Source organism: Gordonia sp. CPCC 206044, from assembly GCF_048537895.1.
In the GTDB taxonomy this organism is placed as follows: domain Bacteria; phylum Actinomycetota; class Actinomycetes; order Mycobacteriales; family Mycobacteriaceae; genus Gordonia.
The window spans coordinates 330,833-344,549 of sequence record NZ_JBCLVL010000002.1 but is presented as its reverse complement, the minus strand read 5'-3'; the positions used below and the strand labels follow the sequence as shown (position 1 = coordinate 344,549).

General features: G+C 66.7%; 11 protein-coding genes. 10 read left to right on the top strand and 1 reads right to left on the bottom strand.

Annotated features, from left to right (window positions below; translation table 11 throughout):
* Window positions 1–325: 325 nt before the first annotated feature.
* The 4 genes from AAFP35_RS04100 to AAFP35_RS04085 are packed head-to-tail and all read left to right on the top strand — an operon-like array spanning window position 326 to window position 4,147.
* Window positions 326–1,144, top strand: a complete 819-nt coding sequence (locus tag AAFP35_RS04100) for an SDR family oxidoreductase (RefSeq protein ID WP_419220275.1) — start codon at window positions 326–328, stop codon at window positions 1,142–1,144.
* A gap of 54 nt (window positions 1,145–1,198) precedes the next feature.
* Window positions 1,199–2,464 (top strand): acyl-CoA dehydrogenase family protein, encoded by a 1,266-nt coding sequence (locus AAFP35_RS04095; protein WP_419220274.1) that lies wholly within the window; start codon window positions 1,199–1,201, stop codon window positions 2,462–2,464.
* The gene (locus AAFP35_RS04090; RefSeq protein ID WP_419220273.1) at window positions 2,461–3,507 is read left to right on the top strand and encodes a phosphotransferase family protein; all 1,047 of its coding nucleotides are present in this window, start codon (window positions 2,461–2,463) and stop codon (window positions 3,505–3,507) included. Before AAFP35_RS04095 ends, AAFP35_RS04090 begins: the two co-directional genes overlap by 4 nt.
* Before the next feature lie 4 nt (window positions 3,508–3,511).
* Window positions 3,512–4,147, top strand: coding sequence for a TetR/AcrR family transcriptional regulator (locus AAFP35_RS04085; protein WP_419220272.1), 636 nt, complete (start codon window positions 3,512–3,514; stop codon window positions 4,145–4,147).
* Between the two features lie 228 nt (window positions 4,148–4,375).
* Here the strand turns inward: AAFP35_RS04085 and AAFP35_RS04080 are convergent, their stop codons facing one another.
* Complete coding sequence (locus tag AAFP35_RS04080) at window positions 4,376–5,878, bottom strand: AMP-binding protein (protein ID WP_419220271.1); 1,503 nt, start codon at window positions 5,876–5,878, stop codon at window positions 4,376–4,378.
* A gap of 209 nt (window positions 5,879–6,087) precedes the next feature.
* On the opposite strand from AAFP35_RS04080, the gene AAFP35_RS04075 reads away from it, so the two are divergent.
* From AAFP35_RS04075 to AAFP35_RS04050, 6 genes are all read left to right on the top strand, one after another.
* Window positions 6,088–7,545, top strand: coding sequence for a sulfatase (locus AAFP35_RS04075; RefSeq protein WP_419220270.1), 1,458 nt, complete (start codon window positions 6,088–6,090; stop codon window positions 7,543–7,545).
* A gap of 102 nt (window positions 7,546–7,647) precedes the next feature.
* Complete coding sequence (gene stf0, locus AAFP35_RS04070) at window positions 7,648–8,445, top strand: trehalose 2-sulfotransferase (protein ID WP_419220269.1); 798 nt, start codon at window positions 7,648–7,650, stop codon at window positions 8,443–8,445.
* Complete coding sequence (gene cysD, locus AAFP35_RS04065; protein ID WP_419220268.1) at window positions 8,442–9,416, top strand: sulfate adenylyltransferase subunit CysD; 975 nt, start codon at window positions 8,442–8,444, stop codon at window positions 9,414–9,416. Before stf0 ends, cysD begins: the two co-directional genes overlap by 4 nt.
* The gene (cysC, locus tag AAFP35_RS04060) at window positions 9,416–11,332 is read left to right on the top strand and encodes an adenylyl-sulfate kinase (protein ID WP_419220267.1); all 1,917 of its coding nucleotides are present in this window, start codon (window positions 9,416–9,418) and stop codon (window positions 11,330–11,332) included. The genes cysD and cysC overlap by 1 nt, the downstream gene beginning before the upstream one ends.
* Window positions 11,333–11,412: 80 nt before the next feature.
* Window positions 11,413–12,135 carry a hypothetical protein gene (locus tag AAFP35_RS04055; protein WP_419220266.1) on the top strand — a complete coding sequence of 241 codons (723 nt, stop codon included), beginning with the start codon at window positions 11,413–11,415 and terminating at the stop codon, window positions 12,133–12,135.
* A gap of 107 nt (window positions 12,136–12,242) precedes the next feature.
* A complete protein-coding gene (locus AAFP35_RS04050; RefSeq protein ID WP_419220265.1) occupies window positions 12,243–13,694 on the top strand; it encodes a phytoene desaturase family protein in 1,452 nt (483 codons plus the stop codon).
* Window positions 13,695–13,717 lie beyond the last annotated feature (23 nt).

Genomic DNA, 13,717 nt, shown 5'->3' with positions numbered 1-13,717 from the left:
CTGAAGAGCTGGTAGAGGAACTGCGCAATCTCTCCGAACATGCCGATCACCTCCCTTCCGTCCGAACCGACTCGATGCGCAGCCGATCAGCGGTCGGCGCAACGAACTTCGCGGGCCATTCGGCCGACCGAGTGCGTGCGCGGGCCTTTGCGGCCGCCGTGAGATCATTCGGGAAAAGTGTGACCTGCGTTACATCTTTACCCCTGCGAATCACGTCGCTCCGGCGCCATCGAATACTTGAACATGAAGGCGGATTCAAGTACGTTCGCATCCATCTCCCGGAGGCCCACGGCAGCCGGGCCAACGTCGGCGGAGGGATGTGTTCATGCAACTCGACGGGACCGTGGCGGTCGTCACCGGTGCAGGCGGCGGGATCGGGGCGGCAATCGCGTCGGCCCTGGTCTCAGCGGGTGGACGGGTGGTGCTCACCGACATCGATGCAGGTGCCTTGGCGCAGGCCGTCGACCGGGTCGGCGCTGGTGCTGCCGACGCGGTGGCGTCGCTGGCCGGGGACGCCACCTCGTCTGACCACATCGATGCCACGATCCGTCTCGCCGAGGAGCGTTTCGGGCCGGTCGACCTCTACTTCGCCAACGCCGGGATCATGGGTGCCCCTGGACTCGACGCCACCGACGAAGCCTGGGCCACGACCATCGACATCAATGTCCTCGCGCACATCCGCGCCGCCCGTCGACTCGTGCCGGAATGGATCGAGCGAGGCCGCGGGTACTTCGTGTCCACGGCCTCGGCGGCCGGATTGCTGACGCAGATCGGGTCGGCGACGTATTCGACCACCAAGCACGCGGCCGTCGGCTTCGCCGAATGGCTGAACGTGACGTACGGCGACCAGGGCATCCGGGTCAGTTGCCTGTGCCCGATGGGTGTTGACACCAAGCTGCTGCGCCCCGACGACGCGCCCGACGAGTCCGCGCGCCTCGCCCAACGGGCCGTGGAGACCGCCGGCCGGGTCCTGACCCCCGACGAGGTCGCCGCCACGGTGCTCGAGGCGCTCGACGACGAGCGTTTCCTCATCCTGCCCCATCCGGAGGTGCTGGAGATGTACCGCCACAAGGGCGCCGACTACGACCGTTGGTTGCGCGGAATGCGGCGCTACCAGCGTGGGCTCGTCGAACCACCCGCCTGACCCGGCATTCCCGCCGTCGAAACCTCTTCCGTAGCAGCCACAAAGGAGACACAGATGGACCTGCTCAACCCGTCCGAGCGTAGCGAGCAATACCGCACCAGCCTGCTCGAGTTCATGGACACGCATGTGTACCCCAACGAGGCGGTCTACGAGGAGCAGATGCGCACGTCCGAGGATCCACATGCCACACCGCCGATCCTCATCGAACTCAAGGCAAAGGCAAAGGAAGCCGGGTTGTGGAACCTCTTCCATCCGCACTCGGAGTGGGGTCCGGGTCTGTCCAACCTGGAGTACGCTCCGCTCGCCGAGATCATGGGGCGGGTCACGTGGGCATCCGAGGTCTTCAACTGCAACGCCCCCGACACCGGGAACATCGAGGTGCTCACCCTCTTCGGCACCGACGAACACAAGGACCGCTATCTCCGTCCGTTGCTCGACGGCGAGATCGCGTCTGCCTTCGCGATGACCGAACCCGGCGTGGCCAGCTCGGATGCGACCAACGTCGAGCTGTCCATGGAACGTGACGGCGACGAATACGTGCTGAACGGCCGGAAGTGGTTCGCGTCCAACGTGATGCGACCCGACTGCAAGGTTCTCATCGTGATGGGCAAGACCGATCCGTCGGCCGCCACGCACCGGCAGCAGTCGATGATGGTCGTCCCCACCGATGCACCCGGCCTGACCATCGTGCGCAACCTCCCGGTGTTCGGCTACGTCGATCGAGAGGGCCACGGCGAACTGGTCTTCGAGAACGTCCGGGTGCCCGCCAAGGATGTGCTCAAGGGCGAGGGCGAGGGCTTCGCGATCAGTCAGGCCCGCCTGGGGCCCGGCCGCATCCACCACTGCATGCGCACCATCGGCGTCGCCGAACGCGCGCTCGAGTTGATGTGCGCCCGAGCATCGTCGCGGGTCACCTTCGGGCAGCCGATCGCCGACCGGGCCAACATCCAGGACTGGATCGCCGAGGCGCGCATCGACATCGAGATGGTGCGGCTGCTCACGCTCAAGGCGGCCGCCATGATGGACACCGTGGGCAACAAGGCGGCGGCCACCGAGATCGCCGCGATCAAGGTCGCGGCTCCCAACATCGCGCTCAAGATCATCGACCGGGCCATCCAGGTGCACGGCGGTGGTGGTGTCACCGACGATTTCCCGCTGGCCATGGCCTACGCGCACGTCCGCACGCTCCGGCTCGCCGACGGGCCCGACGAGGTACACAAGCGCGCGATCGCGCGCCGTGAGCTACGCCCGTACCGGCACGGTGCCGCGACACCCGAAACCGTTGCCGGCGTGTCTGATCAGGCGCTCGTCTCTCGATGAGCACCGAGCCGTCGCCGACGACGATTCCCGACGTCGACCCGCAGGCTCTGCGCACCTGGCTGTCGGCGATCGGACTCGACGTCGAGGGCGAGGTGACAGCGTCGCGGGTCGGATTGGGTCAGTCGAACCTCACCTACGTCTTGCGCGATGCGGCCGACGGCGAATGGGTGCTGCGCCGACCCCCGGTCGGGCACCTGCTCGCCTCGGCGCACGACGTGGTCCGCGAGGCCCGCATCCTGTCGGCGCTGGCCGACACCGACGTGCCGGTGCCACGGGTCCACGGTGTGTGTACCGACGAAACGGTCAGTGCCGCACCATTGGTCGTGATGGAATACGTCAGCGGTGCCGTGTTGTCGGATCGCAGTGTCGCCGAGCCGATTTCCGCGTCGACACGTCACGAGGTCGGAATGGCGATGACCGACGTACTCGCCCGAATCCATGCGGTCGATCTCGATGACGTGGGTCTGGCGGATCTCGCGAGTCACAAACCGTATGCGCCGCGGCAGCTCAAGCGGTGGAGCACCCAGTGGGAGCGCTCCCGCACCCGCGACATCCCGGCGGTGGATGAGCTCACCCGCAGGCTGGCCGCGAGCGCGCCGGAACAGACCGAGACCACGCTGGTGCACGGGGACTTCCACCTGCGCAACGTGATGATCGACCCGGCGACCGGATCGGTGACCGCCGCCCTGGACTGGGAGCTGTCGACACTTGGCGATCCCCTGGCCGACATCGGGAGCTCGCTGGCGTACTGGCCGGAGGCGACCGACACGGTACTGCGCGGTGAGCCGGTCGAACTCATGGACGGCTTCCCCGACCGTGCCGGGTTGGCGCAGGCGTACCTCGACCGCACCGGCCGCGATCCGCAAGCCCTGAAATTCTGGTACACGCTTGGCCTGTGGAAGGTGTCGATCATCGCGGAAGGTGTGGTGCGCCGGGCGCAAGAGAACCCTGCCAACCGTGCTGCGGCAGGGGTGCCGACGGCCGAACACGTCGACGGATACGTCGCGCGTGCGATGGCGGCCGCCGCCGACGCAGGGATATAGGGCCATGCCGAAGGGTTCGACCGACACCGGCAAGGCGCCGCTCACCGCCCGCGGAGAACGGACGCGTGCGGCACTGGTCGGTGCGGCCCGCACGGTGTTCGAGCGGGACGGATTCGCCGATTCCCGACTCACCGACATCACGGCAGAGGCGAACTGCGCGACGGGGTCGTTCTACACCTACTTCGACAGCAAGGAAGACATTCTCGACGCGGTCCTCGCCGAAGCGCAGGAGGACATGTTGCACCCGGGCGGACCACATGTGGAGCCCACCTCCCCCGACGACCCGACCGCGGTGATCGAGGCCGCCAATCGCGCCTACTTCGAGGCGTATCGCCGGAATGCCGGACTGATGTTGGTGCGCGAACAGGTCGCCGGTATCAGTCCCGATTTCCGCGAGATCCGTCGACGACGCGGACAGGTGTTCGTCGAGCGCAACGCCAAGCACATCCGCGAACTGCAGACCCGAGGCCTCGCCGATCCCGACCTCGATGCCCTGCAGGCAGCACGTGCACTGTCGGGAATGGTGTCGCGGATGGCCTACCACGCCTTTGCCGTCAGCGAGGAGGTCGACATGGACGATCTCGTCTTCACGGCAACTCGATTGTGGGTCAACGGGATCGGGCTGCGTTCGCTACGCTGAGGTCCGGATGGTGGGTGATTGCCTCGTCCATCGCGTATCGAGATGTTCGTAGGGGTCTCGATACGCCTCGGGCTCGCTGCGCTCGCTCGTGGCTACTCGACCGGCGAGTGGTGGGGTCGGGGGAATGGTGTCGAGATCTTTGTGCCTCAGTCTCGATACGCCTCGGGCTCGCTGCGCTCGCTCGTGGCTACTCGACCGGCAAGGGTGAGTTGGAGCGCCGGGCTTGGGTTACTCGACCATCGAACGGATCCGCAACACGTCCCGATCGATCGCCCGTTTCAGGATCTTTCCGGTCGCGCCCTTGGGCAGCTCCTCGACGCAATGCACGATCCGCGGCACCTTGTAGGCACTGAGTCGGTCTTTCGCCCAGTCCCGCAGCTCATCTGACCTGATCGTGGCACCCGGACGCGGGGTGATGACCGCGGCGATCTCCTCGCCGTAATGGTCGTCGGGGACGCCGACAACGGCGACCTCGACGATGTCCGGGTGCGCGTAGAGCACCTCCTCCACCTCCCGTGGGTACACGTTGTAGCCACCCCGGATGATGAGATCCTTCGCACGATCGACGATCCGCAGCATGCCCTCCTCGTCGAGGGAGCCGAGATCGCCGGTGCGGAGCCACCCGTCGACGAGCTCTGCGGCCGTCGCCTCCGGCCTGTTCCAGTAACCCTTCATCACGCCCGGTCCCTTGACGAAGACCTCTCCGACATCACCGGTCGCCACCGGCCGGCCGTCGGGATCCCGGACCTCGACCATCATCCCGGGTACCGCTTTGCCGACCGTCCCGACAGGATCGTCGGGCCCACGATACGTTGCGGCACCGGTGCTCTCGGTGAGCCCATAGCCCTCGAGAATGCAGCAGCCGAAGCGATGCTGAAACGCGCGGATCAGCTCTCCGGGCATGGATGCGCCGCCCGACGACGCGAGACGCAACTCGGCGAAGTCGGCCGGCCGATGATCACCGGCCGCCTGTAGCATGGCGTTCCACATGGTCGGTACTCCGCAGGCGATGGTGATCCGCTCGTCGCGGAGCAGGTCCATGAACGCGCCGGGCGAGAACGGATGCTGCAGTGTCAGACTCGCGCCGGTCGAGAGCGACGTGTTCATCACGACGCCCTGCCCGAAGACGTGGAACAGGGGCAACGCGGTCGCCCACCGTTCGTCCGGGCCGAGCGCGAGCACCGTACGAAACGATGGCACACACGAATTGATGTTGGCGACCGTCAACGCGGCACCCTTGGGCCTGCCCGTCGTTCCCGACGTGTAGAGGATCACCGCCACGGCGTTCTCGTCGCGGTCGACCGGTGACCGCACCGCCTTCGACGACTCGCCGGCATCCTCGAACGGCTCGATCACGAAGAACGGGATGTCGGCCGTCGCCGCGGCCGACCTGGCCGCGTCGGCACACTCGTGCCACGCCAGCACCAGCGACGTGCCCGAATCCTCGAGGACATAGCCGATCTCGGGCACCGTAGACATCACGTTCACGGTGATCACCACAGCCCCGACGGCCTGCAGGGCGTAGTAGTCGACGACAAACTCCGGCACCGACGGCGCGACCAACACCGCGCGGTCCCCCTCGCGCACACCCACATCGAGCAGATGCCCGGCCCGGTGGGCAACGTGCTTGCGCAGTTCACCGTAGGTCAAGACCTGCTGCCCGCTGCGCACCGCCGGGCGGTCGGGCGACTCTCCTGCGATACGCCAGAAATCGGCGACGAGACTTGCCATGGTGGCTCCTTGGGTCGAGCTGACGCCTCGGGCGCCGAGAACGCGAGATTATCTGACACTGAGTTCAGGTTCAAGGTCCGGGTTTCCCCGGCAGCGGGACCGGTCCACGACTTCTGCTCACGCTGATCCGAACAGGCAGCCGCCGGTATCGGCATGCGCTGCGCGCGATCCTATTCGTGCAGGTGAGAGGCATCGTGCATGATGGGAGAATGCCGAGCTCCGATGCGAATGGCGTGAGAGGTGCTGATGGGCAGAGCAGCGCCGCGCCACGCGAGAACGTCCTCCTGATCCATTGGCACGATCTCGGACGCCACCTCGCGTGTTACGGGGTCGATGGCGTCGAGAGTCCCAATCTGGATGCATTGGCAGCCGACGGAATCCGGCTGACCGACGCTCATGCCACCGCACCGTTGTGCTCGCCCTCGCGCGGTTCGCTGTTCACCGGTCGCTACCCGCACACAAACGGACTGGTCGGTCTCGCACATCACGGCTTCGAATACCGCAGCGATGTACGCACCCTGCCGGCTGTGCTCGCCGAGGTGGGCTACCGGACGGTGTTGTTCGGCATGCAGCACGAGAGCGCAGATCCGACCGGTCTCGGTTTCGACACGATCGATGTGTCGGATTCGCTGTGCGATTACGTCGTCGCCCGCTCCCAGGACTGGCTGCGCCGGCGCGCCCAGACATCCGACGAGCGCCCGTTCCTGTTGACCGCCGGATTCTTCGAGACCCATCGTCCCTATCCGGCGGACCAGTACAAGCATGTCGATCCGTCGACCGTCACGGTCCCCGACTTCTTGCCCGACACCGACGACGTGCGCGACGATCTCTCCGGCTTGCACGGCAGCATCACCCAGGCCGACGCCGCAGTCGGTCGGCTCCTCGACACGGTCCGCGAACTCGGCCTCGACGAGACGACGTGGATCGTCTTCTTCACCGACCACGGCCTGGCCTTCCCCCGCGCCAAGTCCACCTTGTACGCCGAGGGCACGGGAATCGCATTCATCGTCCGCCCTCCCGGTCGCCGCGCGATCACCCCGCACACCTACGACGACCTCTTCTCCGGCGTAGACCTGACCCCGACTCTGCTGGAGTTGCTGTCGGTGCCCACGCCCTCGGGCGTCGACGGGGTGTCCCACGCCACCCAACTCCTCGCCGACCTCGAGAGCCCAGCCCGCACAGAGGTTTTCAGCGAGAAGACCTACCACGATGCATTCGACCCGATCCGTGCGGTGCGCACCAAGGAGTTCAGCTACATCGAGAACTTTGCGGAGCGGCCGAATCTGTTGTTGCCGTTGGACATCGCCGACAGCCCGTCGGCCCGGTCGCTGGATCACGACGACATCGACGCGCCACGACCGCGTCACGAACTCTACGACCTCGCCACCGATCCCCTCGAACGTCACAACCTCGCCGACGACCCGGTCTACGCCGACACCCGGCAGCGGTTGGAAGACGTCCTGGCGCAGTGGCGCGTCACCACCGAGGACGTGATCCCCGACGATCGGGAGGGCACCGCGATCGCGGAGCGGTTCATGGCGGCGTTCTACGCCAAGGCCGACGCGAACGAAGCAGAAGAAGAGGCCCTGCCGTCACGTCGTCCGCGAGGTGAACGTCGCGATCTGACCGGCGAGATCTCCACCGTCCGCGATGCCGAACGCGAGTGATCGGGCCCCACGCACATGGCCGCGAGTTTGTAAAGACTTTCTGCGCACCTGACCGAAAAATCCCAGGTTGCAGCCGGTTTCGGGGCCGCTACACTGACCCGCGTGTCCGACGTTTCGAACTACCTCGTGTGCGCGAGCCAGCGCAGTGGCAGCACCCTGCTGGTGGAGTCGCTTGCCGCCACCGGCATTGCCGGAAAGCCGCAGGAGTTCTTTCAGTACTTCGCGACCTCTTCGCAGTCGCCGCAGCCCCGAGAGTGGTTCACGGGTGTCACCGACCCGGACATCATCGACCTGCTCGCACCCGTCGACCACGGGGTCGTCGACATCCGCAGCAGCCAGGAGTGGCGCGAGCATGTGCTCGATCAGGGCCGGTCACCGAACGGCGTGTGGGGCGGCAAACTGATGTGGAATCAGACGCCGCTGCTGATCGCACGCAGCCGCGTCGGTTCAGGATCGTTGCGCACCGCGGTCCGTGCCCTGTTCGACGGTGTCGACCCCGTGTACGTACACGTGTACCGCGAAGACGTGGTGCCGCAGGCGGTCTCGATGTGGCGGGCGGTACAGACCCAGGTCTGGCGTGACCAGGACGGTGTCCACGCCGATCACGACGACGGCGCGGTCTACCACGCGGGCGGGATCGCCCATCTGGCCGCAATCCTGCTGGAACAGGATCGCCACTGGCGCCGCTGGTTCGCCGCGGAATCGATCGAACCCGTGGAGGTCGGGTTCACCGACTTGGTGCGCAATCCCACCGAGACCACCGCCCGGGTGCTCGAGGCGATCGGTCAGGATCCCGATCTGGCGCCACCACCACCGCTCAAGCCTCAATCCAACACGCGCTCAAAGGAATGGGCGCAGCGCTACCGAGACGACGCCGCACGGAACGGATATCCGCTATGACCGCTGAACCCACCGTCGCCGACGACCCGGTCACCGAACGGCCCGCCGTCGACTTCGATCACGTGGCCGACCTTCGTGTACTCGAGGCTGAGTCTGTGCACATCATCCGCGAGGTGGTCGCCGAACTCGAACGGCCGGTGCTGCTGTTCTCCGGGGGCAAGGATTCCATCGTGTTGCTCCGGTTGGCGGAGAAGGCCTTCCGCCCGCACCCACTACCGTTTCCGATCCTGCACGTGGACACCGGGCACAACTTCGACGAGGTCATCGCGTTCCGGGACCGTCGTGTGGCACCCACCGACGCAAATCCGGCCGGCATCAAACTCATCATCGCGTCGGTGCAGGACTCGATCGACGCGGGCAGGGTGGCCGAGTCCACCGATCCGTCCGGCTCGCGTAACCGCCTGCAGACCCGAACTCTTCTCGACGCGCTGGAGGCCGGGAACTTTGACGCAGCCTTCGGCGGCGCTCGCCGCGACGAAGACCGCGCCCGCGCCAAGGAACGAGTGTTCTCCTTCCGCGACGAGTTCGGACAGTGGGATCCGAGATCGCAACGCGCCGAACCGTGGTCGATCTACAACGGGCGCATCCGGCCCAAGGAATCCGTGCGGGTGTTTCCGTTGTCCAATTGGACCGAACTCGACATCTGGCGATACATCCAGCTCGAGGAACTGGACCTCCCGTCGATCTACTATGCCGCAGACCGCGAGGTGTTCGACCGCGACGGCATCCTGCTCGCCGTCTCCCCGTTCAGCCGCCCACGCGTCGGGGAGACCGTGACAACCGAATCGGTTCGCTATCGCACGGTCGGAGACCTCACCATCACCGGCGCGGTCCGATCCCGGGCCACCACCATCCCGGAGATCATCGCCGAGATCTCCGATGCCACCGTGTCGGAGCGGGGTGAGACCCGTGCCGACGACCGGACGTCGTCGGCGGCCATGGAGGATCGCAAACGCGAGGGGTACTTCTGATGACCACGACCGCTCTGCCCAACACCAATGACCTCGCACCGGGATCCCGTCGCCGCCAGATTCTCCGTCTGGCGACCGCCGGTAGCGTCGACGACGGCAAGTCGACGCTCATCGGACGGCTCCTGCACGACACCGGCAGTCTGCCGACCGATCACCTCGAAGCTGTCACCGACGACGAGGGAGTCGCCGATCTGGCAGCCCTGTCCGATGGCTTGCGCGCCGAGCGCGAACAGGGCATCACCATCGACGTCGCCTACCGTTTCTTCTCCACCGACACCCGTGCGTACGTACTCGCCGACACCCCCGGTCACGAGCGGTACACCCGAAACACCTTCACGGGTGCCTCCAACGCCCACGTAGCCGTGCTTCTCGTGGACGCCCGCAACGGATTACAGATACAGACCCGACGCCACGCACGGATAGCCGCCCTGGTCGGTGTGCCCCACGTGATCGCGGCGGTCAACAAGATCGACCTCGTCGCGTACTCGGCGGCGCGCTTCGCCGAGATCGAGGAAGACCTGGAGGAACTGGCAACTCAGGTCGGCATCGACCACATCTCGGCAATCCCGGTGGCTGCCAAGCACGGTGACAATGTCGTCAACCGCTCCGACCGCACACCGTGGTACACGGGTCCGACACTGCTCGAGTACCTCGAGAATGTCGATCTGGCGGCACCATCGCCGACCACCGACGAACTGCGTCTGCCGATCCAATGGGTGTCGCGGCCCACCGAACTGCATCGCAGGCGTTACTACGGGCGTCTGGCCGCCGGGCGTCTGCACGTGGGCGATACGGTCACGGTCGTGCCGTCGGGGGTCAGCAGTGTCGTCACCGCCGTCGACACGCTGGACGATGATCGGACATTTGCCGTTGCGCCCCTGTCGATCTCGGTGGAGCTCGCCGATGACATCGATGTCGGACGTGGCGATGTCATCGTCAATGCCGCGGAGTCCGCGCATGTGCCCGTGCTCGCCCGCGAACTGGACGCGACGGTCTGCTGGTTGTCGGACACCCCACTGCACGCCGGCGACCGTGTGGCGCTCAAGCATGGTGCCGCCACGGTCCGTGCCACCGTGCAGTCGCTGGAACGACGTCTCGATCCGGAGACGCTGATCGAACAGGTCGGACCGAGCACGCTGGACCTCAACGACATCGGCACCATCACGTTGCGAACGTCGTCGGTGGTGGTTGCCGACCGATACGTCGAGAACCGGGACACCGGCGCCTTCATCTTGATCGGTGAGTCGACAAACGACACCGTCGGCGCCGGGACCATCAGCGAGGCGCGAGAGGTGGTGCCGGGCAAGGCCACCCGCAATGACATCAAGTGGCATCCGAGTTCCCTCGGCCGTGGTGAGCGCTGGCGGAAAACCGGACAGCGCGGGGCAACCGTGTGGCTGACCGGCTTGCCGGCGTCCGGCAAGTCGACGGTGGCTGTGGCACTCGAACGCGCACTTGTGGGTCGGGGTCGGGTGGCCTACCTCATCGACGGTGACAACATCCGGCACGGCATCTCGGACGATCTCGGCTTCTCCCCGGGCGATCGGGCCGAGAACATCCGGCGCGTCGGCCATCTCGCGCGACTGTTCGCAGACGCCGGAGTGGTGTCGATCGCGTCGATGGTGTCGCCGCTGCGTTCCGATCGAGAGATCGCCCGCGAACTGCACCGGGCTGCCGACCTCGATTTCGTCGAGGTCCACGTGAGCACGCCGGTGTCGGAGTGCGAGCGTCGCGATCCCAAGGGGCTATACGCGCGTGCCCGCAGCGGCGAACTCAAGGGCCTCACCGGAATCGACGCGCCCTACGAGAAGCCGGCTCAGCCGGACCTGCGGTTCGACACCACCGGACAAGACATCGAGGAGCTCGCCGGTCGGGTTCTCTCGCTGCTGGTCGAGCGCGGCATCGCCGACGCCTGAGGACTCGCACCGTCGATCGTCCGCTAAGCTGCATCCGATATTTTCTTCGACACGGGGGTGGGGCGGCGATGCGGGTGGCGATGCGGGCGACGACAGGGGTGATCGCGGCTGCGGCAGCCGTGGTCCTGATGGCGGGTTGTGGTGACTCCGACTCCGCGGATTCTGCCGACGCAACGAGTGCCGGACCCGGCGCGGCGACAGCCGCCGACGCCCAGGCGACGGTGCCCGCGAAGGACCTCGTGCTCACCAAGGCCGATCTACCGGCGGGCTATCAGGTGATGCCGATCCCACAGTCCCAGGTGCAGCAGGCCGCCGACAACCTGGTGAACTCGATGCACGGAGGTTCGGTAGAACCCGCGAAATGTGCACCGCCCAAAGCGATTCCCGACCACTTCGATGTGTCCAAGATCGGCATGCTGGTCGCTGCCTCCGGTTCCTCGACTCTCACCGAGAGCGTGATGCCGGGCAGCAACGACCTCGGTGACATGCGTGAGGCCATGACCGGCGATTGCGCCAAGGTGTCGGCCACCATGGCGGCCGGTGAGGCCGCCGGTGTCTCCACCACCATCGAATATGCGCCGCTGGAGGTGCCCGATCTGAAGGCCGACGACGTGTTCGCCGTCAAGCAGACCTCCACTTCGACGGTCAACGGGCAGAAGGTGAATGCCACCTCGTTCTCCGCATGGGCCGTGGTGAACGGCTACAGCGTGGCCGTGTCGTCGGGCGGCGCGCTCGGCACACCGGACGCGGACGCCTTCGAGTCGATCTTGACCAAGGCCGTGGACAAGGTCGCCGCGGCCTGACGGTCAACCGTCGCCCGGGCGACGTCGATCTGGTGAGCTGAGGCGCGAGCCGAGGTCACCACCACCCGCCATTGACTCCGCCATCCGACCAACGGCACTGTGGGGAGATGTCGTCTGCACAGCCCACGGCCGTCGTCGTCGGCGCCGGCCCCAACGGTCTGGCCGCCGCACTGCATCTCGCCCGCAACGGTGTCGACGTCCAGGTGCTGGAGGCAGCCGACACGGTCGGTGGCGGTGCCCGGTCGGGTGAGCTCACGGTCCCGGGTGTCGTACACGATCACTGTTCGGCCTTTCACCCGCTCGGTGTGGGTTCACCGTTCTGGCGCGCCGTGGACCTCGAGTCGTACGGATTGCGTTGGCGCTGGCCCGAGATCGACTGCGCCCATCCTCTCGACAACGGTGACGTCGGTGTGCTGTTCCAGTCGCTGGACGCGACCGCCTCCGGCCTGGGCGCAGACGAACGGCGGTGGCGGCTGGCACTCGGGGACCTGGCCGCGGGTTTCGACGACCTCGGTGACGATCTGCTGCGACCGATCATGAACGTCCCCCGACATCCCCTCCGGCTGGCTGCTTTCGGGCCGCGCGCGCTGCTTCCCGCCGGCGCCGTCGCGCGTTTCTTCCGCACCGAGCCCGCGCGTGCGCTGTTCGGAGGGGTGGCCGCTCACGCGTTCAACCGCCTCGATCGACCACTGACCGCGTCGCTGGGTCTGATGATCCTCGCCAGTGGTCATCGGTTCGGTTGGCCGGTGGCCGAGGGCGGTTCCGGCGCGATCACCGCGGCCGCCGCCGCAGCACTCGGCGCCGCCGGCGGCAAGATCGAGACCGGAGTCCGGGTCGGTTCCCGGTCGCAGATCCCGGACGCCGATGTCGTATTGCTGGATCTGTCGGTCGCCCAGGTCCTCTCCCTGTACGGCGACCTCATGCCCGGACGAATTCGGCGGTCCTACCGACGTTTTCGTACCGGAGCGGCGGCATTCAAGGTGGACTTCGCGATCGACGGCGACATCCCCTGGCGTAACCCGGAATGCAGCCGTGCCGGCACCGTGCACCTGGGCGGGACCTTCGCCGAGATCGCCGCAACCGAGAAGCAGCGTGCCGCAGGCGTGATGGCCGAGCGACCGTTTGTCCTCGTCGGACAGCAGTACCTGGCCGACCCCACCCGCAGCAACGGCACCATCAACCCGATCTGGGCATACGCGCACGTACCCGGCGGATATTCGGGGGACGCCACCGAGGTCGTCACCGCGCAGATCGAGCGGTTCGCCCCGGGTTTCCGCGAGCGCATCGTCGCAGTCCGCAGCACCGGCACCGAGCAGCTCCACGCTCACAATCCCAACTATCTCGGCGGAGACATCATCGGCGGGGCCAACGACGGACTCCAGCTACTGCTGCGCCCGCGGTTCGCCGTCGACCCGTACGCGACGGGTGTCGACGGAGTGTTCGTCTGTTCGCAGTCGACACCGCCCGGCGCCGGGATTCACGGTTTGTGCGGCTATCACGCGGCGTCGTCGGCGCTGCGGTCCCTGGGTCACCGAACGGACCCGGCGTCGCACCCCTGACCGCGATGCGATGAACTGACCGT